The organism is Mycolicibacterium moriokaense, from assembly GCF_010726085.1.
In the GTDB taxonomy this organism is placed as follows: Bacteria; Actinomycetota; Actinomycetes; order Mycobacteriales; family Mycobacteriaceae; genus Mycobacterium; species Mycobacterium moriokaense.
This window is the reverse complement of sequence record NZ_AP022560.1, coordinates 2,179,448-2,202,465: the sequence shown is the minus strand read 5'-3', so window position 1 is coordinate 2,202,465 and position 23,018 is coordinate 2,179,448. Positions and strand designations below refer to the sequence as shown.

The window sequence follows — 23,018 nt, the reverse complement described above, 5'->3', positions numbered from 1 at the left end:
TCACTTGACCGCCAGCTGAATTCAGCCGGTCGGTTCCAGCGGTCCGATGTAGGTGCCGGGGCTTGTCGCACCGTCCTGCCGCAGAACGCCGACGCCGCCGGGAATCCACGGGACCTCGAGTGAAGTGGTGGCGTCCGGCGGGGTCACGACGATGAAGGTAGGCACCCAGCCGTCGGGTGCAGGCAGGAAGGTGAGGCGGCTACTGGCCGATGCGCCCGGTGCAATCGTGAGCGGCTGCGGATCGCCGCTCTGTCTCGGCAGGCTGTAGACCGGCCCCCACATCGGGTCGTCCGGGCCGACCAGATCGACCCCGGGATAACCCTGCAGAGCGCACGCCTGTTCGGCGATGTTCGTCAATATGACGTCGAAATGAATCTGCGACGAATCACCCGGCGCCCCATACGGGCCGGTGTTCACGGTCAACGAATCGGGTGTGCACCACGGCATTGCCCATGCTGTCGTATTCGTAACTGCCGCAACGACCAACGCGCACACACCGGCAACGGCGATACCCACAGACCACGCCGGCATTTTCGGGGCCATCATTCGCCACCTGCCTCGAATCTCGATACGGGTCGGAGCTCATTTCCATTCGTGCTATACCACAGCGGTCGGGCCACCGCATTATTAAGATAAATCCAAACGCGGTTCCGTACGCGGATAATTCATTACCCGTGCGAGCGTGAACACAATTTGCCGAATTTCGACCCCGCACCTCCGGGCGTCATGTAACGATTCGTTATGTAACGATTCGCGTTACCTACGAACCCTTACAGGAAGTACGACCATGAAGCATCTCGTGAAACTCGCCGGGTCGGTCGCGGTCGGCTTATCCGCGGCCGCGGTGATCTGCGCACCACTGGCGTCTGCCGACGGCACCGATGACGCCTTCCTCGGCGCGCTGGAAGAGCAGGGCGTCACGTGGCCGGGTGCGACCCCAGACAACCAGATCGCCGCGGGTAAAGGCGTCTGTCAAGACTGGGCGGCCGGCGCTACCTTTGAGCAGGAAGTCTCCTCGCTCACTCCCCATCTGAGTGCCGAAGACGCCGCTTTCCTTATTGGAGCGGCGACGGCTGCATATTGCCCGGAGTACGAGTCGAAGGTGAGCTGACTCGCACACAACGCTTCACGATTAACGCCCCGCGAAATTCGCGGGGCGTTTTTCGTAGCGCGTGCGTTTGCTCATTGTTCGGTTCTGATTCGCGATTTAGTACAACTGCAGCCGCCTGGAATCGCTGCACTGACATCGACGGTCCTGGGTCTCCAGCCCTCGAGTTCCAAGGAATCGCCAAGTCCTCCCTTTCAGGCTCCCTGCATCGGAAAGCCTCACAAAAAGGGAGCAAACATGCCCGCTTCACGCGCCGACCTGCGGCCAGTGCGCAGTGCCGCTCTCCCGTCGCTGCGGTTTCGCACCATTCACGGCTATCGCCGGGCCTACCGCATCGCCGGGACAGGACCCGCACTGCTGTTGATCCACGGTGTCGGCGACTCCTCCGCGAGCTGGAGCTCCGTGCACGCCAAACTCGCGCAGCGGTTCACCGTCATCGCACCGGACCTCCTGGGGCACGGCGAGTCCGATAAGCCGCGCGCGGACTACTCGCTGGCCGCTTTCGCGAACGGTTTGCGCGATCTGCTCGCGACGTTGGATATCGACCGTGTGACGCTCGTCGGTCATTCACTTGGTGGCGGTATCGCTGGGCAGTTCGCCTACCAGTACCCGCATATGGTCGAACGCGTGGTGCTGGTGAGCAGTGGGGGCATCACGAAGGACGTGAGCATCGCGCTGCGGATGGCCGCCCTGCCGATGGGTAGCGAGGCGTTGGCCGCCCTGCGACTTCCGGGTGCCGCGCCTGCTCTGCAATTCGTAGGCCGCGCCGCCGAGACGCTTTTCGGCTCGACGAAGTACGGCCGTGATCTCCCGGACGGCCTTCGGCTACTCGCGAGATTGCAGGACCCTGCGGCATTGTCGGCGTTCTCTCGCACCTTGCGTTCAGTGGTGGACAGCCAGGGACAACTCGTCACCATGCTCGATCGCAGCTATCTGATGACGCCGGTCCCGAAGCAAATCGTCTGGGGCGAAGACGATTTGGTGATTCCCGTGAACCACGCCCGAATCGCGCACGCAGCGATGCCCGAGTCACGACTGGACATCTTCGAAGATTCGGGACACATGCCATTCCGCGACCATCCCGATCGATTTGTGGAGGTCGTCGAGCGGTTCATCGACTCGACCGCGCCGGCCGAACATAACCAGGACCGCCTTGCATCGCTGATGCGGGGCGACGGCGAACAGGAAACGGCGGCGACCGAAACCGCATCGCTCGGCGCCTAGCGGATAGCCCGGCGCACCCCCTCTTCTTCGAACTCCGCCAGCTGGGCCCCGAGCACCGCCGCCGTATCGCGAAAGTGGTGGTAAAAGGCACCTTTACAGGGCTCGGCGGTCGTCACGGCGCGCTGACGTCGGCGGCGCATTCGCATCCTGGCTATTGACGCCGACGTGATTTATGGTTTTCTGGCGCCCTCCGAGTCGCGTGTGGTGTTGGACGACGCGACCGCCTGTCGCACAGCTCGTGGCCTAGCAGCAGGAGGATCGACGTCGACATGAAGGTTCCCGACAACACCCCCGTCAGGCTGACCGCAGTCGGTATTGCACTCGTCTGTGTGCTCGCCGGCTGCGGCAAGGACGACAAAGCGGCAACCTCGAGTTCGTCCACATCGGCAACCAGTACGTCGAGCGCGCCGGCGACGACGACCGCCGCGGAGCCCGCGGCGAATGACTACAGCGCGCTGCTCATCTCCGCCGAAGACATCGACGCACCCGAACCGTTCATCGCCGATGAACCGATGAACAACCCGGACGGAATGAACGGCATCGCAACGATCTTCCACAACGAGAGCAACACCGCGATGATCGGCGACACCATCACCGTGTTCGCCGATCCGGCCGAGGCCGCGGCTGCCCTGGGCAAGACCGCAGAAACTCTGCCGACCACCACAGTGGTGGGTGATGCAGTACCGTCACCGATCGGTTCCGACGGGCTGCTGGTCGCTGGCACGTCCCCGGACGGCACAAGCGCGGTCACGGTGCTGCTGTTCCAAGAGCAGAACGCCGTTGTGACGCTCCAGTTTGAAAGTGCCCCAGGTGATCTCAACCCAGTGCCGCCGGATTTTGTGCAGTCGGTCGGTCAGCTTCAGTTCGACACCCTCAAAGACGGGCTTCCGAACATCACGCCCCCACCTCCCGCAGGGGCCGGTGCGTCATCGCCCGTCAGTGTCACCGTCGACGGCAACCCGGCGAACGTACAGGGCCAGGTGGTGTGCGCAACGAATGACGGCAAGTTCTCGATCGCCGTGGGCGACATGGCCACCGGAATCATCGTCGGTCTCGAGCCCGACGCTTCGGCGGTCCACAACGTGGGACTCGGCACTGTCGACGGCGTGGTCATGAGCTTCACCGAGGGTGTTCCGGGCAATAGCGCGACCGCCACCAAGGAAGGCAACACCTACAAGATCTCCGGCGTGGCTTCAGGGTCCAGTGAGGCCAATCCGGCAGAGCAGATCACCAAGCCCTTCGAGATCACCGTCACCTGCCCTTAGCGGCGTACGCGGATCAGCGCAGCGTTGGCGCCGCGGCATCCTGCGCCGGGAGGCGCCGGATGCACAGACGGCGCGGGTGGGTGCCGGGCTGCTCAAAAAGCCTGGCCAGCAAGGACACCCGGGTAATCGGAACTCTGTTCGGACGGCCGCGCAGCGAATCCGCTAGATGGGCAGACTCGTACCCGTCTCGCTTTCGGCGAATTCCCAGAGCTGTTGGGCGTCGTCGTAGTCACACGCGTGCGCGGCCCGACCGCTCAACGTCGGCCCGCCCTTGAGTCCGAGCCTTCCGTCGCAGCCCACATAGCTTCCGGGCGGAATTGGCTCGCTGATGCAATACAGCGTCGGCGCGGCCCCCGCATCGATGTCATTGCCAACCACATTCGCGATCCGGGTCACCACAGAATGGAACGTCGACATGACGCGGGTGTCGGACACGTTGGACAGATTGGACGCGACGAAGCCCGGCTCCGTGAGGAAAGCGGCGACCGGCGAACCCGCCTCGCGCAACCGGCGGTCCAATTCCAGACCCCACAACATGACGGCAAGTTTCGAGCGGCCGTACGCCGGGAAGGCCGACCACTTCCGCGACCTCAGGTGCGGGTCGTCGAACGCGAACGACGATGTCTTGTGGGCATTGGAGCCGACGTTGATGATCTTCGACCGCACCCGCTCGAACAGCAGGTTGGTCAACGCGAAAGGGCCCAGGAAGTTGGTGCCGAGGGTGATCTCGAAGCCGTCGACGGTGTCACTTCGCGTCTGTGCGACCAGGCCCGCGTTGTTGATGAGAATGTCCACGTCACCGGACAGCAGATTCGAGAACGCGCGCACCGACGACAGATCGGCGAGGTCCAGTTTGACGACCTCGGTGTCGCCGCCGATTTCCGCCGCGCGTTGCGCGCCCAGTTCCAGGTTGCGCACGGCAAGGATCACGTGTGCACCCGCACGGGCCAACGCCCGCGCCGTGCCCAGACCCACACCGTTGGTCGCACCGGTGACGATGATGCGCTTGCCACTCAAATCGCCGAGCCTGCTCGGCGTCCACTGTGTCGCCACGGTCTGAGATTAGCGAGGTCTGCGTCCGCAAGCGTCGGCCAACCCGGCACGCGACACAATAGGCGGCATCGGAGTGTTCGTCATGGCTTCAACCGGCCACTGTGCTGCTGCTACGTTCGGCGCGTGCGTACCACGTTCGAGTTCGACTTCCTGACAACAGCGTCGCCCGAACAAGTCGTCGAGTTGATGACAGGTTTCTCGCCGAAGCGTCCCGCGCGCTGGCCCGCATGCTCGGCGAAGGCGTTCGAGGTGTATCGCATCGGCGACACCGACGCCGACATCCGCGAAGGGCAGGATTTCTTCAAGCTATGGGCGAAATGGCATTACGACTGGTCGGAGCCGAACTCGGTGACATTGACGATCACCGAAAGTGACGACCTCGAGGTGGGTGGTTTCATGTCACTTTCCGCTGCGCCCCGCGACGGCGGAACTTCGGTGCACGCGGTGTGGCAGCAGACCCCGAAGAGCACCAGGGGTCTGTTGGCTGTCGTCATGATGCGGTTCGTCGGGCCACGGTTTCTGTCGAGGTACTACAAGAGGGTCTACGACGCCCTCTGAAGTTCACGCCGAGAGCGGATAGATGTCCTTGACCACGTCAGCGACTCGACGGACCTGGGCAATGTCCGAACTCGTTGGGATCAAATGGATCTCGTCCGTGCCGATCGCCTCGAACCGGCGCAGCACCTCCAGCAGGTGGTCCTCGTCTCCGGCCCAGCCGGTTGTGGGTGCCATCGCGTCGACGAATTCGGCTGGAATCCAATTCATGTAACGGCGCAGATGGGCGTGGACCTGCGCCCGCGCCTCATCCCCGTCGCCGATGGCGAACCAGAACGATGTCGCCAGATGCGGACGGCCCTTGCCCGCTTGTGCCCATGCCGCGCGCGCGACGTCGAAGAGCTCGTTCTGCTTGCCGACGTCGAGGTCCAGCGTCGTACCCGCCAACCCGTCGGCCCACGCCGCCGCGCTGCGAACGGTCTTGGGGCCGATGGTGCCGACCAGCAGTTGTGGCCCTCCTGCCTGATGCGGCGGCGGCCCTACCGGAAGGGTGGAGTCGGTGACCTTCTCCCCCGCCCAGACACGTTGCATCACCGCCACGCTCTCGGTCAGCCCACGAATGGTCTGGGTGGCGATGTCCGCACTGACGGCGTTGTAGTCCTCGTGCCTGCCGCCGACTCCCAGGCCGACCGTCAGACGTCCGCCGCTGAGCATGTCACCGGTGGCCAGCGCCTTGGCCAGCATGACCGGATCGTGCAGCTGCGGAACCACCACGGTCGTCACCAGCCGCACGCGGTCGGTCCATGCCGCCAGCGCGCCCAGCAGCGTCAGGGAATCGGGATTGTCGAACGCAATGCGCTCACCCCAGCACAGCGACGAAAACGGTCCGGTGTCTATCGCCTGCGCCCACGCCGCCAGCGTCGCGGCGTCGAGATCCGGCTCCATCACCGGCATCGTCATCCCGATCTGCACGAGGGCGATTGTGGCACGGCCGACGGCGGCGTCGTCGCGGCGTCGAGAGACTTACGTCCCCCGCGTCAGCCTGACGATGCCGCTGTAGGTCTGGTTGCCCGGATTGCGTGGATCGGGCTGAGGGAGCAGCGCCGCGATCCGCATCCATCGCGGCAGCCTGTTGAAACGATGCGCTGCGGAGAACACCGAGTCGAACTCGAGCGGACGCCAACCCAGGTCTTCGTAGAAGGCCAGGCCGTTGGAGGGCGCGAACTTGATCGGCGCACTGTCCAGCAGGCCGCCGGTCCGCTTGTTCAGGCGCTTCTGCAATCCGGGACCGGCGAAGTCGAGCATCCACCAAGCGATTTCGGGGCGAGTGAATGCGTTCGACAGCGCGACGACGTCGCTCTCCTCGAGGTACATCAACAGGCCCTCGGTCAGCACGAGGGCTTTCGACGCGCCGCGCAGCGCTTTGTCCAAGAATGCGTCGCGGGCCTGCGGGTCGGCGAGGTCCACAGGGTGCATCGTCAACCTGCACCGCGGCATCTCGTCGGCGAGCAGCTGTTGTTTCTCGGTGAGCAAGCCCGGCAGATCAGCCTCGACCCACTGAAGTTCCGGCGGCAACGCCAACCGGTACGGCCGGGTGTCGAGGCCCGCGGCCAGATTCAGGACGCGATCGCATCCGTCAGCGATCGCCGCCATGACGATGTCGTCGATCACCTTGGTTCGCGCCACCAGCCACCAACCGTTGCGGATCGACCGCGGCGCGGCGGCGACCATCGCGCGGCCCCGATCACCGGCCAGCCTGGCGGCAAGAGGATCGTGGAACAGCGCATCGCGGCGTTCGGTCTCTTTCGCCCGATAGGTGGCGACCCACCGCGCGGTGTCCGAAACGTTGGTGATGAGTGCGTCGGGGCCAGGCACTCAGCGAGTCTCGCATGCCCACCTACGACGGCGATTTCGGCGTGCTCGGTCACGCTCAGCGTGACCAGCCACGCCGAAATCGCAATTACCCGAGGATTCGCTCGGCCTCGCGGATGCCGCTCTGATACGCACCGTGGACGGTCGCGAAGAACTCCGGATTGGTCGCCTCTCCTGCGAATGCCAGCCTGTCGTTGATCGGCTCGGCGAGGGCATCCATGTCGTCGGGGCTCGAACCGACGGCGATGAAGCTGTATGAACCCCGCGCGTACGGATCCGCGGCCCAGCGGGTGACGAGTGATCCGGTCGGGTTGGGCGCCTTGAGGGCCGCCACCACTTGGGCGACCGCATCCTCATCGGAAAGGGCCTCACGCGCACGCGCGTCGCGACCGCCGCGCAAGGCGACCAACAGCGGCGCGTCGGCGAACGCCTCGCCGTTGATCAGGAACGGCACCGGCTGGTCGGCACCGACGAGGCCCAAGACATCGGCATCAGGCCAGAAGGGTTGGTCGAACTTCAGCACCACCTTGTCGAGTAAACCGAAGCCGAGTCGCTCGATCGCGGCCTGCTTCTCGTGGGGCAACGGCGGGTCGAAGGTGATCGTGCCCGCCTTGAGCACACCCAACGGGATCGTGAGGATGACCCGGTCGGCGTCTACCGCACCCTGTGACGTCTCGAGTCGCACCTTTTGGTCGTCGTACGTGACGCGAGTGATCTCCGTACCCAGCTGTATGTCCAGTCCGCGCGCGAGATGTTGTGCCAACTCCTGGTATCCGCCGGGCAGGAGGACGTCGGGTCCGTCGAACTCGCCTTCATTGCCCAACCACTTGAGCGAGAGCTCTTCGGGGTCGGCCGCGTACTCGCCGACGATCTCGCTGGCCACCGCCCATTGGATGAGCGGATCGTTCATATCGGCGACCTCAGCCAGACCGTTGGCGACCGACTCGTGATCGCCTGCGTTATCACTAAGGGTGCCAAGGTCTTTGGCGATCTGCTGCCAGCGCTCCAGGGTGTTCTGCACAACCTCGGAGCTGAGTTCGCGTCCGTCCTGATACAGAACCGGCCTGTCGAAGTCGGTCTCGACTCGGCGCGCTCCCACCTCGTCGGCGAGCTCGGTGAGCGGATTGTTCTCGGTGCCGTGTATCCACGCCGCGCCCAGGTCGATCGGAACACCGAGCGATGTGTTGGTCCACATGCGGCCGCCGATCCGATCACGGGCCTCCAACACGGTGACGTCCTTGCCCGCATCGGCGAGGCGCCGCGCGGCCGCGAGCCCCGCCATGCCTGCTCCCACCACCACGATGCGTTCTTTCGGTGCGTCGCTGCGCTGATCGCCGCCGCTACTTTCCTCGCTGTCGCTGCAGCCGGGCAGCATCGCGACCGCCGCAAGCACGCCTGCGCTCGCGGCGAATTGGCGCCGTGTCAGCTTTGGCATGGCGTGGACGCTATCTGCTGACGACCAATTACATCAGGTTCTCGATGATTTCGGCCACCGAACCCGCCCTGGCGTGGCGGAAACCAGTCCCTGCCCAGACATTGACGGCATGCGGATCACCCGCGCGCACGGACGCAGCCCGCACCGGACTGGTCAGGTAGTGAATCTCCGGATAGCCGAACGGTGCCTGTGCCTCGTGCTCATCCACGAACCGGTTCCGCAGGCCGCGGGCATACCGCCCGGAAAATGACCGGGTGACAACGGTTTCGGTGAACTGCGGGTCCGCGAGCGCGGCTCGGTGGACGGGACTGCTGCCCGCCTCGTCGGCGAGTAGGAAGGCCGTGCCGAGTTGCGCTGCGACCGCACCTGATTGCAGCACCCGGCTGATGTCGTCGGCGGTCGACAGTCCCCCCGCGGCGATCACCGGAATGTCGAACGTCGCCGTCAGCCCGGTGAGCAGTTGCTCCAGCGGTTCGACGGCGGGTTGCGCGGCCGGGTCGAATGTCCCGCGATGGCCACCTGCGGACGGGCCCTGCGCGGCAATCACGTCCACACCCGCTTCCACCGCAGCCCGCGCTTCCGACAGCGTTGTCACGGTCCCGACGGTCGTGATGCCCGCATCGCGCAGTCGTTTACATTGGTCTGCGCTCGGCACGCCGAACGTGAACGACGCCACCGCGGGCCGCAGATCGAGCAACACGTCCAGCTTCGCTGCCCATGCATCGTCGTCGAACCGCGGATCGCCGAGGGCAACGCCGTAACGTTCCGCTTCAGGGGCGAGCGCCGCGGCGTACGCCGCGATCTCGGCTGCGGTGCCCGCACTCGGCTGCGGCACAAAGAGATTGGCGCCGATGGGTCCCGTCGTCAGTTGGGCCGCCGTCCCGAGGCGTTCGGCGAATGCGTCGGCCGCGAGATACCCCGCAGGGACGAACCCGAGACCGCCGGCGTCCGTCCCCGCCGCTGCCAACTCCGGCGTCGACGGCCCACCGGCCATGGGCGCGACGACGATCGGTACGGCGAGCTCGCGAAGGTCAAACATCTAGCGCACCCCTTTCGCGAACAGCAGGCAGTCCTGCGGCTCAGAGCTGATATTCGGCAATACCGCATAACGCACCAGCCGACCTTCGAATTTCAGCCCGCTGCGCTCCAACACCCGTGCCGATGCCGTGTTGTCGACGTAACAGTGCGCCGAGACACGGTACACGCTCGGGTCGCGCTCGACGTGGTCAAGAACCAGCCGCACCGCCTCGGACATATAGCCCTTCCCCCACCATGGACGGCCGAGGTAGTAGCCGAAGTCGACGATGTGCGGCTGCGGACGCCGCCAACCGATAGCGCCGATCACGCCGCCGCCGTCGTTTAGATCGATCAGCCGGGCCGTCTCCCCACCGACGTTGAACACCTCGGTGATGACGTGGCGGGTCTCGCCGACATTGCGATGCGTCCGCCACGACATGTACCTCGACACCTCAGGGTCGGAGGCGATGCGCTCGAACAGCGGTTCTGCGTCATCGAGGGTCGGTGGTCGCAGCGTGATCCGCGGACCCTCGAGGACATCGACTCGCATCACCCCTCCATCGTGCATCGTTGCCGTCGCACCGGAACCGGTGGTTGACTGGATTGGCATGGCGATCCAGTTCAACCACACCATCGTCGCCTCGCGCGACCGGGAAGAATCGGCACGATTCTTCACCGAACTGTTCGGCCTGCCGCCGGCCAAGGAGTTCGGCCACTTCCTCGCGGTCGGACTCAGCCACGACGCCAGCCTCGACTACGCCCAGGTCGGACCCGACGAGGACATTCGCCCGCAGCACTACGCGTTCCTCGTGTCCGAGGAGGAGTTCGACGCCATCTACGGACGGATCCGCGAGCGCGGCCTGCAGCACTGGGCCGACCCCAGAGGAAGCCGTCCCGGCGAGATCAACCACAACGACGGCGGCCGCGGGGTGTACTTCCAGGATCCCGGTGGGCACTACCTCGAGATCATCACCCGGCCCTATGGATCGGGCGCGGACTGATCCGCGACGCGAGCAGTTCGACACCGTCACCGCGTAGAGCGGGCAGCATCCGCGGCCGGCTGCCGAGCACGGACACCAGTTCCGCGGCGCGCCCTTCGACGACCGGCCCGCTGTCACCGTGTGCCCAGTCGATATCGGTGGTCCGCAGCCGCAATCCACGGCTGTTGCGGTAGGCCGGCACAAACGGATTGGGTAGCGCCACTTGCGTGTTGAGTACCGTCGCGAGCATCTCGTCCGGAATCTGCGGTACGCGCTCGACGGCGAACAGGATGTCGAGTTCGTGCGTGATGTGATCGCCAAGGAGCAGCCGCGGTGGAAACACGCGGCCGAGCCCACGCGGCCGGTACATCAGCTGACCGAGTTCGTCGAGTAGTTCGTCGGGACTGTGGATCTCAGCAAGCGCACGCGCCATCGCGGAGTTCGCGCGGTCGAATAATCCACCGTGGCGCGCAATCTCGCGCAGCATCTCGCCGGGGCCACAGCGGTAGCCGACGACGAGGTGTGCCAGCACGTCGTGGTTTGACCACTGGTCGCACAGGCTGGGATGCGCCCACTCGTCTGAGCCGAGGCCGGCGACCACGGTGCGGAACCGTTCGTCGTTGCGGCACAGCATTTCACGCACGGACATCGAGATGCTCCTGCAGAAAGGCCGTCTGGTCGGCCAGCACCTCGCTGACCAGCGGTGGATGGTAGATCGCGAAATGGTCTGAGTCGTAGTGGCGGGCGATGCCGCGCGGTGCCCTACGCGCGACCTGTTCGGCGTACGCGGGGTCCATCAGGTTCTCGCGATCGCACACGCACACCAGCAGCGGCGCCTCGACGTCGCGGGCCTGGCGCAGCGCCGATGTCGTCACCATGGCCAGGGCATCTGCGGCGACAATGCGGTTGTCGAAGGTTCCGCCCGGCGGCACGGTCGAGTTCCAGCCCGATTCGGCACCATCGACCGTCACCATCGCAAAGCCTCCGGGCGGACCGACGATCGGTACATAGCGGCGGCGCCGGCGCGTGATGAGACGCAGGAAATCCTCGGCGATCGCCGGCGCGAGCCGTAGCGCCGCGAGAGGTCCGAGTCGGCGTGCGGCGCCTGGTCCGTGCACGATCGGGCACTGCACGATCGCGACGGCGATGTCGTCGAGCACCGCCGCGACCTTGATGACGTTCATCGCACCAAGGCTGGTACCCCAGAGCCCGATCCGCGCGGCGTCGATGTCGGCACGCCCGCGAAGGTGCGCGACCGCCGCCGCGACATCCTGGCATTGGTTCCGTATCGAAATATGTTGTCGCGGAGCACCGTTCGAGGCTCCGGTGTTCCGGTAATCGAAAGCGAGCGTAGCGATGCCCGCCGCGGCGAAGTGCTGTTCGTACTGCGCCAGCATCATGTCGTGCGTCGCGCCCAGACCGTGCACCAACACCACGGCGGGGTGCGGTCCGCGGCCGGCCGGCAACGTCAACCACGCCGCGCAGCGGGTGCCGCCCGAGTCGAAGTCCACACGGTCGGTCGGGATCGTCGCCGTCATCGCCTACTCCTCATAAGTACGTTGTACGTATAGCTACACTGCTTTACGTACGACGTACTTGTCAAGGCGTAAGGGCGGAAAATGCGGGCACGGTTCACCACCGAGGAGATCGCCGCCGCGGCGTTGAGCATCGTCGACGACGCCGGAGTGAGCGCGCTGAGCATGCGCGCACTGGCCGCAGCATTGGGCACCGGACCGATGACCGTTTACAACTACGTGCCCGACAAAGAGGGGCTCGAGGAACTGGTGGTGGCGGCGGTGGTCGCCGAGGTGCGGGTGCCCGAGCCGACTGAACACTGGATCGACGACGTCTACGCGGTGGCCCAGGAAATATGGCGGGGCATCCGCGCGCATCCGGCCGCCATTCCGCTGGTGCTGACGCGCCGCACCGCGTCGGCGACCGGATTCGCCGCGGCAGACGCGCTCATCGCGGCCCTTGCCCGCGGAGGCCTTTCCGACGCCGACCGTCTGTCCGCCTTCCATGCCGTCCTCGCGCTGGTCGTCGGAGCCGCCCAGGCCGAACTTGCGGGGCCGTTGACGCGCGGTCGCGACGCCGCCGACGTCGCCAAGCGCATCGGCTCGGCGGCAGGGGCCGCACATCCCCACGTCGAAGCGCTCTCCCACGTCGCACAACGGGTATCGGTCGAAGAGGACTTCGCGCAGGGTCTGCGCATGCTGCTCGACGGGATCGCCGCGCACGGCAGGAAGAGACGCCGGCGCTAGCGGACCGAGTGGCCGCGCGTCTCCTCCTGCGCGCGGTAGTCGTCGGCCAGCTTCCCGACATGCTCCGGCAGGGTGCCTGCGGCGACCTCGGCGAGGCTGGTCTCCTCGAGCACGGACCGCATGCTGGCCCGCAACGCCCGCCAGACGTCGGTCAGCGCCGCCGTCGGACCCGAGTACGGTAGATCGCCGAGCCCGATATCGCGGACGCTGGCCAGCGGGCCGTCGATGCATCGCAGTACGTCGGCGATGCTGATATCGGCCGCAGGCCGGGCCAATTCGTATCCGCCGTCACGGCCGCGGTGGCTGCGGACCAGACGGTCGGTGCGCAGGTCGGACAGGATGTCGACGAGGAACTGCGGCGGGATGCCCTGGGCCTTGGCCAAGTCCTCGGTCTTCACCACCACGCCTTCCTCGGCGGTGGCCAGCTGAACCATCGCACGGACGGCGTATTCCGCTTTGGCCGACATCCGCATGAGGCCAGTCAATCACGTGTCACTTCGAGAACGGCGTCGGCGAGTTCGGGTCGACACACCACCAGGTCCGGCAACCGTGGGTCCTGCCGGTTGTAGAGCAGCGGCGAGCCGTCGATACGCGACGTGTGCAGCCCCGCTGCGCGGGCCACGGCGACCGGTGCCGCCGAATCCCATTCGTACTGACCGCCCGCATGGACGTAGACGTCCGAGAGCCCCTGCACCACCGAGGCGACCTTGGCCCCCGCCGAGCCCATTTCGACCAGAACACCGTCCAGCGCGTCACGCACATCGAGCGCCACGGCGGGCGGTCGGGTCCGTGACACCACCACGCGCGGCTTCGACGGCGCAGGCGGCGGCGCGCTCACCGTCGGGGTTGCCAGCGTGACGCCCTGCGCCGGTAGCGCAACGGCCCCCGCGACCAACTCGCCCGACTGCCAGAGTGCGACGTGAACGGCCCAGTCGTCGCGTCCCAACTCGGAGAACTCTCGCGTGCCGTCGAGTGGGTCGACGATCCATACCCGGTCGGAGGACAACCGCACGGGGCTGTCCGCACCCTCCTCCGACAACACCGCATCGCCCGGTCGTTCGTCGGCCAGCGCGGACATCAAGAAGTCGTGAGACCGTTTGTCCCCCGCCGCTTTCCGCTCATCCTGGCTGGCATCGGCGAACTCGATGCGGACGTCGAGCAGCAGCTTGCCCGCCTGCGTCGCCAATCGAGCGGCGACGTCGTGGTCGTTCACTGCCTGCTTTCCAGCAGTTCGACCACCCGGTCGGCGAGCTCCTCGGGCGTGTGGTCGGGAGTGAGCCGCAGATCGGGATTCTTGGGTCGCTGGTACGGGCTGTCGATTCCGGTGAAGTGGGTGATCTCGCCCGCACGCGCCTTGGCGTACAACCCCTTCGGGTCACGACGCTCGCAGTCCTCCAGCGGGGTGTCGCAGAACACCTCGAAGAAGTCGAGTCCGGCTTCGGTGGTGACCTTCCGCGCCAACTCACGGTGCTCCTCGAGTGGGCTGATGGCGGGAACGAGCACCACCTGACCGGAGTCGGCGAGGATGGCGGCGACGTGTGCCAGCCGCCGCTGGTTCTCGGCACGGTCGGCCATCGAGAACCCGAGGTCGGCGTTGAGCCCGTGACGCAGGTTGTCTCCGTCGAGAACATATGCGGGAACGCCCTTTTCGAGCAGCTTCTGCTCGACGAGCATCGCCACCGACGACTTCCCCGAGCCGGACAATCCGGTGAACCACACGGTCCTGCCCTTGGACAGCCGGTCCTCGGCCTTGCACAACGATTCGTGGCGCACGGTGTTCGGGCTCGACGTACGGGCGGTGACCTGAGGCAGGATCATGCCCGCGGCCACGGTTCCGTTGGTGTTCGGATCGATCAGGATGAACGAACCGGTGGCGGCGTTGCGGCTGTACTCGTCGAGCAGCAGCGGCGTCTGGGTCCGCAACGAGATACGGCCCAGCTCATTGAGTTTCAGCGCAGTTGCGGACTTGTCGCGGTGCAGCGAGTTGACGTCGAGGCGGTAGTCGAGCGCCGTCACCCTCGCCCGCGTCGTGCGGGTGGTGTGCTTGATCAAATAGTCACGGCCGGGCTCGAGCGAGGACTCGTCGGCCATCCAGCACACCGTGGCGTCGAATTCCTGTGCGACCCTCGGCTGGTTGTTCGGCCGGGCGATCATGTCGCCGCGCGAGATGTCGATGTCGTCGGCCAGGCTGATCGACACCGCCATCGGCGGGAAGGCTTCCTGCACAGGGCCGCTGGGACCCTCGATCGCGGTGATGCGGCTGGTCTTTCCGGTCGGCAGTACGACGACCTCGTCGCCGGGACGCATCACACCGCTGGCGACGGTGCCTGCATAGCTGCGGTGGTCGTGGTGCTCGAGGCTCTGCGGCCGGATGACGTACTGCACCGGGAATCGCACGTCGACGAGGTTGCGGTCGCCTGCGATGTAGACGTCCTCGAGGTGCGACAGCAGCGCGGGACCGTCGTACCACGGCGTCAGATCCGACTTGGTTACGACGTTGTCGCCGTTGAGCGCCGACAGCGGGATGGTGGTGACGTCGTGAAAGTCTAGTCGCGCCGCGAACTCGTGGAAGTCGTCGCGGATTTTCTCGAATTGCTCACGGTCCCAACCGACGAGGTCCATCTTGTTGACCGCGAGGACGATATGCCTGATGCCCAGCAGCGACGCAAGGAAGGCGTGCCTGCGGGACTGCTCGAGCAGTCCGTGCCTGGCGTCGACCAATACGATCGCCAGTTGTGCCGTCGAGGTGCCGGTCACCATGTTGCGGGTGTACTGGATGTGGCCCGGGGTGTCGGCGATGATGAATTTCCGCTTGGCCGTAGCGAAGTAGCGGTAGGCGACGTCGATCGTGATGCCCTGTTCCCGCTCGGCGCGCAGGCCGTCGGTCACCAAAGCCAGGTCGGTGTAATCGTGTCCGCGTTCCTTGGAGGTGCGCTCGACCGCGGCGAGCTGATCCTCCATGACGGCCTTCGAGTCGTACAGCAACCGGCCGATGAGGGTCGACTTTCCGTCGTCGACGGAGCCGGCGGTCGCGATGCGCAGCAGCGTAGAAGTCGACGCCATCAGAAGTAGCCCTCTCGCTTGCGGTCTTCCATACCTGCTTCGGAGATGCGGTCGTCGGCGCGGGTGGCTCCGCGTTCGGTCAGGCGCGAGACCGCCGTCTCGGCGATCACCTCGGACACCGTTCCCGCAAGGGATTCCACGCAGCCGGTGCAGGTGACGTCGCCGACGGTGCGGAACCGCACGGTCTTCTCCATGACTTTCTCGTCCTTGCGCGGCTGCATGTACTTGTGGACGGCCAGCAGCATGCCGTCGCGTTCAAAGACCTGGCGTTTGTGCGCGTAGTAGATCGACGGCAGCTTGATCTTCTCGGCACCGATGTAGGACCAGATGTCGAACTCCGTCCAGTTCGACAGCGGGAACACCCGGATGTGCTCGCCCTTGTGATGGCGGCCGTTGTACAGGTTCCACAGTTCGGGCCGCTGCGCCTTGGGATCCCACTGACCGAACTCGTCACGGAACGAGAACACCCGCTCCTTGGCCCGCGCCTTCTCCTCGTCGCGGCGCGCACCTCCGAACGCGGCGTCGAACTTGTTCTCGCGGATGGCGCGCAACAGGGTGAACGTCTGCATGGGGTTACGCGACGGGATGGTCTCCACTACGCGGCCCGCATCGATATCGTCCTGCACCTTGGCGACCACGAGACGCACGCCCGACTCGGCGACGAGTTCGTCGCGGGCCTGGAGGACCTCCTCGAAGTTGTGCCCGGTGTCGACATGCATCACCGGGAACGGCAGTCGGCCGGGCCGGAAGGCCTTCAGTGCGAGGTGCAGCATGACGATCGAGTCCTTGCCACCGGAGAACAGCAGCACGGGCTTCTCGAACTCCGCGGCCACCTCGCGAATGATGTGGATCGCTTCGGCCTCCAGCGAGCGTAGATGGCTCAGCTCGTAGCGGCCGGCATTGAGTTGCTCCGTCGCGGTCATCATTTCCTCGTAAAGTTGGTAGAGATGACCAGAATTATCTGCATAACCCGACATAAAACCAGGGTTGGCCTGCGATGTCAATGCCCGCGCGGCGTCACTACCCCGGAGGTAATTGATCCGCCGCAGATACTGGAACCATGTCCACCGCTACCCCGCTGACCGGCGCCGACGTGATGGCGCAGTTCATCCCGGCGTCGCCGTTCGTCGCCAAGCTCGGCATCGTCGCCGAGGTCCTCGACGGCGACCAGGTGCGCCTGCGCCTGCCGTGGGAGCCGTCCAACGTCACCGTCGGCGACATGGTCCACGGCGGCGCCGTCGCCGCACTCGCCGATGTCGCGGTGATGGCCGCCGCCTGGGCGGGCGCCGAGGTGCCCGACTCGCTGCGCGGCGTGACCACATCGATGTCGATTCAGTTCCTGGCGCCGGCCCGCGCGACTGACCTCATCGCGGTCGGCCGGGTGCTACGACGCGGCAAGACGTTGGTGAATTGCGACGTCGACGTGGTCACCCCGGACGGTGAGGAGGTCGCGAAGGCGATAGCGACCTACAAAGTCGGCTGACGCCCTCCTCGAGTGCACGCTTGTTGTACGTGACACGCGAGTAGCGCCAGTCGGCGGGACCTAGAGCGTCACCTCGTTCAGCTTGCCGGTGGCGACGTCGAACACAAACCCGCGCAGCGACTCGTGCTTTGTGACGAACGGGCTGGCCTCGATGCGGCGCAACGACTGACGCACATCCTCCTCCACATCGGGGAAGGCCTCAGCGGCCCACTCGGGCTTCAGACCCGTCTCCTCCTGAATCTCGCGCTTGAAGACGTCGTCGGTGAACGTCAGCATGCCGCAATCGGTGTGGTGGATCAGGATGATCTCCTTGGTCCCCAGCAGCCGCTGGCTGATCGCCAACGAGCGGATCTCGTCATCGGTGACCACACCCCCGGCATTGCGGATCACATGCGCCTCGCCGTCCTTGAGGCCGAGAATCCGATACACATCGAGCCGAGCGTCCATGCACGCCACCACCGCGACATGCTTGCTCGGCGGCAACGGCAGCGGACCCTTGAAGGTGCTCGCATAGGCCTCGTTGTTCTTCAGGTACTCGTCGGTGACAGACATGTCCTGAACTTTAACGCCGATCAAACTGGGCGACGGCCGCCCTCCTGGGGATCGGAGGGCGGCCGTCTGGTCAAGGGGTGCTACCTGGGCGCGTCGAGGTCGTACACCGTGGTGCCGTCGACATCGATCCGACTGAAGTTGTCCTTCACCCACGTCGCGATGTCGCTCGCGGCGCCCGACTCCCGCCAGGCGGGACCACCGTGCCCTCCTGCGATGAAGTACCGCACCTCGTGGTTGGCGACGTAGGACTGGAATTGCTCGAGAGTCGGCGAGTTGTCGGCGCCCGTGAAACCGCCGATCGCCATGATCGATGCGCCGGTCTGCAGCTCCAGACCGCTCGCCCCCATCGAGCCGATTGTCGCTGCGGCCCAACGGTTGTCCACCCCCTCGACAAGGTGCTGCAGGGCCACGTTGTCGCTGCTAGCGCCCGGACCCCCGTGTCCTGGCGGAGGAGTCATATGGGCGATGCGGCTCGGGCCCGCCACGGCCATCGGTCCGCTGCTGTGCGAGCTCATCACCGTCGCGATCGAGTAGCCGGCCGGTGCGAGGAGACCGAAGAACATTGCGGCGGCGACAAACACCGGCGTGTAGCGGCCGATCCGGTGCGCCCCGACGGCAAGGATCGCCGCCACGACGATCGAGCCGATCAGCACGACCCAGCGCAGGGCGGGCCACCAATCCGGCGTCCGGTCGAGCAGGATGAACGCCCACACGCCGGTGCCTGCGGACATCGTCGCCAGAAGTATGCGCGGTGCCAGGAACTCTTTGCCGCGCCACAGCTCTCGCACCGAGATACCGAGCAGTGCGGCGATCGCCGGCGCCAGCGCGACGGTGTAATAGGGGTGAATGATGCCGTCCATGAAGCTGAACACGGCGCCGCTGACCACCAGCCAGCCGCCCCACAGCAGAAGTGATGCTCGCAACCCGGCGGTCCGAGCGGTGCGACGCGTGAACCAGAGTCCGGCCAGCAGGCCGATGAGTGCCGCGGGCAGCAACCACGACGCCTGCGCGCCCATTGACTGACCGAACAGCCGGCCGAGGCCCGGTTCTCCCCCGAAGAACAAGTGATGAGCCGCGCCTGGCCCACCCTGACCTCCACCCGGCGGCGGCCCACCCTGCGGAGCGCCACCACCGCCGCCGAGCACGCGGTCGATTCCGTTGTAGCCCAACGTCAGCTGCAGCAGGCTGTTGTCGGTCGAACCGCCGATGTAGGGCCGCGAATCGGCTGGCCACAGATCGACCAGGACGAGATACCAGCCGGCGGATATGATTATTGCGAGTCCGCCGATCGCCAGCTTGCCGATGCGCTTCCACATCCCGACCGGGGCCGCGACGAGGAACGCCAGCGCCAGGCCGGGGACCACCAGGAAGGCCTGCAACAACTTGGCCAGGAACGCGAAGCCGATGGCGCAGCCGGTCAGCACCAGCCAGCGGGTGCCGGCCGTCTCGATGGCCCGCACCATGCAGTAGGCCGCGACCACCAGCAACAGCACCAGCAGGGCGTCGGGATTGTTGAACCGGAAGATCAACGCCGCCACGGGAGTCAGTGCCAGCACCGCACCCGCGATCAGGCCCGCAGCCGGTCCGCTGGTGCGGCGGACGGTCGCATACAGCACGCCGACCGCGCCGACGCCCATCAACGCCTGCGGCAACAGCATCGAGAAGGCGCTGAATCCGAAGATCCGGCCCGACAACGCCATCAACCACAGGGAGGCTGGCGGCTTGTCGACGGTGATCGCGTTACCCGAGTCGAGCGAGCCGAACAACCACGCCTTCCAGTGCTGGGTGCCAGCCTGCGCGGCGGCGGCGTAATAGTTGTTGGCCCAGCCGGACGAGCCGAGACCCCACAAGTAGAGGACCGCGGTTGCCGCCAGCAGGGTGAACAGCGCGGGACGCACCCAACGCGGTTGGATGTCACGGGGGTCGTCCGGCGCAGGAGCGGTCCGCTGTTGCACGTCGGCGCTGATGGTCATCGATGGATTCCTTTGCGTTTCAGGAGAATCAGCGATTCCGGCGGGGATGGAACACCCAGCCGCGCAGCAGCACGAACCGCGCTGCGGTGGCTACGAGGTTGGCCACCACCAGCACTGCGAGCTCGACCAGATGATGCGGGTCGGTGACGAAGAAGTGCAGCACGGCCAACGATCCACTGGTGATCGCCAGCGCGATAGCGAACACGATCAGACCTTCTACATGGTGCCTGGTCACGTTGGCCTTACCGCCGATCCCGAAGGTGAAGCGGCGGTTGGCCGCGGTGTTGCCGATCGCGGTCAGCAGCAGCGCGATCAGGTTCGCCACCTGCGCTCCCAACGAGCCCTGAAGCAGCACGAACAGCATCGCGTAGGCCGCCGACGACACCAAACCGATGGTGCCGAACCGCACCACCTGTCGGAACAGCGATCCCGGGGCCGCCGAATGTTGTGATGAACCCAGCTGTGCGGCAATGGTATTGACCGGAATCGAGCCGTTGGTGAAGTTGCGCAGCAGCCGACCGATACCCCTGAGATCGGCCGCCGCGGTCGCGACGATGTCCACCCGACTGTCCGGGTCGTCCACCCAGTCCACCGGGACCTCGTGGATGCGCAGACCGCTACGTTCGGCGAGCACCAGCAGTTCGGTGTCGAAGAACCATCCAGTGTCGGCGACATGGGGCAGCAGACGCTCGGCGACGTCGGCGCGGATCGCCTTGAACCCGCACTGCGCATCCGAGAACCCGGCCGCGAGCGCGGATTTGAGGATCAGGTTGTAGCAGCGGGAGATGACCTCGCGCTTGGCGCCCCGCACCACCCGGGAGCCGCGGCCCAGCCGGGTGCCGATCGCAAGGTCGGAATGTCCCGACACCAGCGGGGCCACCAGCGGGGCGAGGGCGGCCAGGTCGGTGGACAGATCCACGTCCATGTAGACCAGCACCGGTGCGTCCGATGTCGACCATGCGGCGTGCAGGGCCCGACCGCGACCCTTCTCGGACAGCCGCACCACCCGGATGTCGCACAACTCGGCGGCCAGTTCGGCTGCGATCCGCGCAGTGTCGTCGGTGCTCGCATTGTCGGCGATGGTGATGCGCGCAGAGAAGGGAAAGTGCTCACGCAGATGGCGGTGCAGGCGGTGCACCGAGCCAGCGAGGGCGGCTTCTTCGTTGTAAACCGGCACCACCACGTCGAGCACCGGCACGCCGGCGTCGCGGGCTATCTCCGCGGCATTCGGTCGGGATTCGAAGCGGGTCCGGGCCGTGTCACGCTCGAGGGCGATATCGGTCATGGAACCCATCGTCGAGGTGCAGGTTGTGCTGGCCGTTGGTGGTAGCTGTGTGGCAGCTATGAATCCATTGGCGGCCGACTGAGGTCGTAGATGACCGCTTGCTCGACGGACAGCGGCGTGTAGTGCTTCTCCACCCAGTCCGCGATCTCAATGGCGGCACGGCTGCCGCTCTTCGGCGATCCCCAGGACATCATCCGGCCGCCGATGAAGTAGTGGATCTGCCGCGTGGCGACAAGCTGCTGGAACTCCTCGAGCGTCGGCGCGGGATCGGTGCCGTTGAAACCCCCGATCGCCATCACAGGCGCGCCGGTAGCCAGCTGATACCCCGCGGCGTTGTTGGAACCGATCACCGCGGCGGCCCAGGTGTAGTCGTCGGCGTCGCGGGCCAATGTCGCCGTCAGCTCGGGCCCGGGTTTCGGCGCATCCAACAGGCCGCCAGGCCCGCCGCCGAACCCATGCCGCGACGTGCCCACACTCGGAATCGCACCGCTGTGCGGTGTCGCCGCAGTGACGATCGAGTACGCCGCAGGTGCCGCCAGACACGACACGATGGCGAGGACGGCGACGGCGCGCGCCACCGTCGGCGTCAATCGACCGGAGACCAGCAACAGCGTCGCTGCTCCCACTCCGCCGACCGCGACCACCGCCCGCAGCCACGGAGTCCACTCCGCGTGCCGGGACATCAACACCGCCGCGAGGACAACGGTCACCAGGGCCGTGCCGGACAGCGCGGTCGCCGCGCGGATATCGAATCTGTTCTGCCACAACAGGGTTGTGCCCATCCCGACACATGCGCCGACCGCCGGCGCCAGAGCGACGGTGTAGTAGGAGTGCACGATGCCGTTGGCGAAGCTGAACACCACGGCGGTGACGACAAGCCAGCCGCCGCAGAGAATCAGGGCAGCCCTGGCCGGGTCGGTGCGAGGTGCGCGTCGTGTGATGAGTAGACCCGCGACGAGACAGATCGCCGCCGCAGGCAGCAGCCACGCGATGTCCAACCCCATCCCCGCGCCGAACAGCCGGCCCCACCCGACGTCGTGGTTGAGATTGCCGAGGCCACCGGTCTCGTTACCCGTCAGCCGGCCCAATCCGTTGTAGCCCAAAGTCAATTCGACGATGCTGTTGTGCTGCGAGCCGCCGATGTACGGCCGCGACGACGCGGGCCAGAGCTCGGCGAGCGCGAGGTACCACCCTCCGGAGACCACGACCGCTGCAGCCGCGAGGAACAGGTCGGCGATCCGGCGCTTCAGCGGGCGGTGCCCCGCGACGAGGTAAGCTGCCGCGAATCCGGGCAGGACCAGGAATGCCTGCAGCATCTTGGCGAGGAAGCCGAATCCGACCGCAGCGCCCGCGGCGACCAACCACCAACGGCTTGCGCCCTTTTCGCAAGCGCGCAGTACGCAATAGGCGGCGGCGACCAGCAGCAGTACCAGTAGCGCATCGGGATTGTTGAACCGGAAGATCAACGCCGCGACAGGGGTGACGGCCAGCACCGCGCCAGCCAGCAGTCCGGCGCCGGGACCGGCGACGCGGCGGACCGCGGCGTACAGAATGCCGACGGCCGTGACCCCTTCGAGCGCCTGAGGCACCAGCACACTCCACGGGTTCAGCCCGAACAGCCGGACCGACACGTCGATAATCCACAGCGCCGCCGGGGTCTTGTCGACGGTGATCGCGTTCGCGGCGTCGCTGGAGCCGAACAACATCGCTGTCCAGTCACTCGCCCCGGCCTGCGCCGCCGCCGTGTAGAACGCGTTGGCCCACCCGCTGGCGGACAGGTTCCACAGGTACAGCACCGCGGTGGCCGACAGCAGCGCCGCGAGTCCAACTCGCGACCAGACAGAAACTGCACGCGGTGCCCTGCGTGTCGGGGCAGTTTGCGACTGCTCGCGTGGGCGCAGCTCGCGAGGGACGGCGAGTGTGGAGGTCACTGAGAAGATCCTGTCCCGGCG

The 23,018-nt window shown here is 66.2% G+C and carries 24 protein-coding genes; 7 read left to right on the top strand and 17 right to left on the bottom strand.

Going from position 1 to position 23,018, the window contains the following annotated elements; genetic code table 11:
* Positions 1–21 precede the first annotated feature (21 nt).
* A complete protein-coding gene (locus G6N43_RS10810; RefSeq protein WP_083157190.1) occupies positions 22–543 on the bottom strand; it encodes a DUF4232 domain-containing protein in 522 nt (173 codons plus the stop codon).
* Between the two features lie 244 nt (positions 544–787).
* On the opposite strand from G6N43_RS10810, the gene G6N43_RS10805 reads away from it, so the two are divergent.
* The 3 genes from G6N43_RS10805 to G6N43_RS10795 all read left to right on the top strand — a co-directional run bounded on the left by G6N43_RS10805 (position 788) and on the right by G6N43_RS10795 (position 3,597).
* A complete protein-coding gene (locus G6N43_RS10805) occupies positions 788–1,111 on the top strand; it encodes a DUF732 domain-containing protein (protein ID WP_083157175.1) in 324 nt (107 codons plus the stop codon).
* Positions 1,112–1,345: 234 nt separating this feature from the next.
* The gene (locus tag G6N43_RS10800; protein ID WP_083157176.1) at positions 1,346–2,332 is read left to right on the top strand and encodes an alpha/beta fold hydrolase; all 987 of its coding nucleotides are present in this window, start codon (positions 1,346–1,348) and stop codon (positions 2,330–2,332) included.
* A 269-nt stretch (positions 2,333–2,601) separates the two neighbouring features.
* Entirely contained in the window at positions 2,602–3,597 is a 996-nt protein-coding gene (locus G6N43_RS10795; protein ID WP_234810299.1) for a lipoprotein LpqH, read from the top strand.
* Positions 3,598–3,759: 162 nt separating this feature from the next.
* Here G6N43_RS10795 and G6N43_RS10790 read toward each other — a convergent pair whose 3' ends face one another.
* A complete protein-coding gene (locus G6N43_RS10790; RefSeq protein WP_083157177.1) occupies positions 3,760–4,650 on the bottom strand; it encodes an SDR family NAD(P)-dependent oxidoreductase in 891 nt (296 codons plus the stop codon).
* Between the two features lie 123 nt (positions 4,651–4,773).
* Here G6N43_RS10790 and G6N43_RS10785 point away from each other — a divergent pair, with 123 nt between their 5' ends.
* On the top strand, positions 4,774–5,208 hold the full coding sequence (locus tag G6N43_RS10785; protein WP_083157178.1) for a hypothetical protein: 435 nt from the start codon (positions 4,774–4,776) through the stop codon (positions 5,206–5,208).
* Between the two features lie 3 nt (positions 5,209–5,211).
* Here the strand turns inward: G6N43_RS10785 and G6N43_RS10780 are convergent, their stop codons facing one another.
* The 5 genes from G6N43_RS10780 to G6N43_RS10760 all read right to left on the bottom strand — a co-directional run bounded on the left by G6N43_RS10780 (position 5,212) and on the right by G6N43_RS10760 (position 10,019).
* A complete protein-coding gene (locus tag G6N43_RS10780; RefSeq protein ID WP_083157192.1) occupies positions 5,212–6,105 on the bottom strand; it encodes an LLM class flavin-dependent oxidoreductase in 894 nt (297 codons plus the stop codon).
* 63 nt (positions 6,106–6,168) lie between these two features.
* Positions 6,169–7,020, bottom strand: a complete 852-nt coding sequence (locus G6N43_RS10775) for a class I SAM-dependent methyltransferase (RefSeq protein WP_083157179.1) — start codon at positions 7,018–7,020, stop codon at positions 6,169–6,171.
* 85 nt (positions 7,021–7,105) lie between these two features.
* A complete protein-coding gene (locus tag G6N43_RS10770; RefSeq protein ID WP_083157180.1) occupies positions 7,106–8,452 on the bottom strand; it encodes a flavin monoamine oxidase family protein in 1,347 nt (448 codons plus the stop codon).
* A 28-nt stretch (positions 8,453–8,480) separates the two neighbouring features.
* Positions 8,481–9,491, bottom strand: coding sequence for a nitronate monooxygenase (locus G6N43_RS10765; protein WP_083157181.1), 1,011 nt, complete (start codon positions 9,489–9,491; stop codon positions 8,481–8,483).
* Positions 9,492–10,019: a GNAT family N-acetyltransferase gene (locus G6N43_RS10760; protein WP_234810300.1), complete on the bottom strand. Its 528-nt coding sequence runs from the start codon at positions 10,017–10,019 to the stop codon at positions 9,492–9,494.
* Between the two features lie 58 nt (positions 10,020–10,077).
* On the opposite strand from G6N43_RS10760, the gene G6N43_RS10755 reads away from it, so the two are divergent.
* Positions 10,078–10,470 carry a VOC family protein gene (locus G6N43_RS10755; protein ID WP_083157182.1) on the top strand — a complete coding sequence of 131 codons (393 nt, stop codon included), beginning with the start codon at positions 10,078–10,080 and terminating at the stop codon, positions 10,468–10,470.
* Here G6N43_RS10755 and G6N43_RS10750 read toward each other — a convergent pair.
* Positions 10,439–11,098, bottom strand: coding sequence for a maleylpyruvate isomerase family mycothiol-dependent enzyme (locus G6N43_RS10750; RefSeq protein WP_083157183.1), 660 nt, complete (start codon positions 11,096–11,098; stop codon positions 10,439–10,441). The genes G6N43_RS10755 and G6N43_RS10750 overlap by 32 nt on opposite strands.
* A complete protein-coding gene (locus G6N43_RS10745) occupies positions 11,085–11,987 on the bottom strand; it encodes an alpha/beta hydrolase (protein ID WP_083157184.1) in 903 nt (300 codons plus the stop codon). Before G6N43_RS10745 ends, G6N43_RS10750 begins: the two co-directional genes overlap by 14 nt.
* Positions 11,988–12,068: 81 nt before the next feature.
* Here G6N43_RS10745 and G6N43_RS10740 point away from each other — a divergent pair, with 81 nt between their 5' ends.
* On the top strand, positions 12,069–12,710 hold the full coding sequence (locus G6N43_RS10740; protein WP_083157185.1) for a TetR/AcrR family transcriptional regulator: 642 nt from the start codon (positions 12,069–12,071) through the stop codon (positions 12,708–12,710).
* Here G6N43_RS10740 and G6N43_RS10735 read toward each other — a convergent pair.
* From G6N43_RS10735 to cysD, 4 genes are read right to left on the bottom strand one after another with little or no spacing between them, the layout of a single operon-like run.
* Positions 12,707–13,183, bottom strand: a complete 477-nt coding sequence (locus G6N43_RS10735; RefSeq protein ID WP_083157186.1) for an Rrf2 family transcriptional regulator — start codon at positions 13,181–13,183, stop codon at positions 12,707–12,709. The genes G6N43_RS10740 and G6N43_RS10735 overlap by 4 nt on opposite strands.
* Positions 13,184–13,191: 8 nt before the next feature.
* Positions 13,192–13,923: a 3'(2'),5'-bisphosphate nucleotidase CysQ gene (locus G6N43_RS10730; RefSeq protein WP_083157187.1), complete on the bottom strand. Its 732-nt coding sequence runs from the start codon at positions 13,921–13,923 to the stop codon at positions 13,192–13,194.
* Positions 13,920–15,773: a sulfate adenylyltransferase subunit CysN gene (gene cysN, locus G6N43_RS10725; protein ID WP_083157188.1), complete on the bottom strand. Its 1,854-nt coding sequence runs from the start codon at positions 15,771–15,773 to the stop codon at positions 13,920–13,922. Before cysN ends, G6N43_RS10730 begins: the two co-directional genes overlap by 4 nt.
* Positions 15,773–16,696, bottom strand: coding sequence for a sulfate adenylyltransferase subunit CysD (gene cysD / locus G6N43_RS10720; protein ID WP_083157194.1), 924 nt, complete (start codon positions 16,694–16,696; stop codon positions 15,773–15,775). The genes cysN and cysD overlap by 1 nt, the downstream gene beginning before the upstream one ends.
* 170 nt (positions 16,697–16,866) lie before the next feature.
* Here cysD and G6N43_RS10715 point away from each other — a divergent pair, with 170 nt between their 5' ends.
* A complete protein-coding gene (locus G6N43_RS10715; protein WP_083157195.1) occupies positions 16,867–17,256 on the top strand; it encodes a PaaI family thioesterase in 390 nt (129 codons plus the stop codon).
* A 60-nt stretch (positions 17,257–17,316) separates the two neighbouring features.
* Here the strand turns inward: G6N43_RS10715 and G6N43_RS10710 are convergent, their stop codons facing one another.
* From G6N43_RS10710 to G6N43_RS10695, 4 genes are all read right to left on the bottom strand, one after another.
* On the bottom strand, positions 17,317–17,808 hold the full coding sequence (locus G6N43_RS10710) for a beta-class carbonic anhydrase (RefSeq protein WP_163658069.1): 492 nt from the start codon (positions 17,806–17,808) through the stop codon (positions 17,317–17,319).
* 80 nt (positions 17,809–17,888) lie between these two features.
* Positions 17,889–19,781, bottom strand: a complete 1,893-nt coding sequence (locus G6N43_RS10705) for an ArnT family glycosyltransferase (protein ID WP_163658068.1) — start codon at positions 19,779–19,781, stop codon at positions 17,889–17,891.
* A gap of 28 nt (positions 19,782–19,809) precedes the next feature.
* A complete protein-coding gene (locus G6N43_RS10700) occupies positions 19,810–21,066 on the bottom strand; it encodes a bifunctional glycosyltransferase family 2/GtrA family protein (protein ID WP_110810406.1) in 1,257 nt (418 codons plus the stop codon).
* Between the two features lie 56 nt (positions 21,067–21,122).
* The gene (locus tag G6N43_RS10695) at positions 21,123–22,997 is read right to left on the bottom strand and encodes a glycosyltransferase family 39 protein (RefSeq protein ID WP_083152069.1); all 1,875 of its coding nucleotides are present in this window, start codon (positions 22,995–22,997) and stop codon (positions 21,123–21,125) included.
* Between the last annotated feature and the right edge of the window lie 21 nt (positions 22,998–23,018).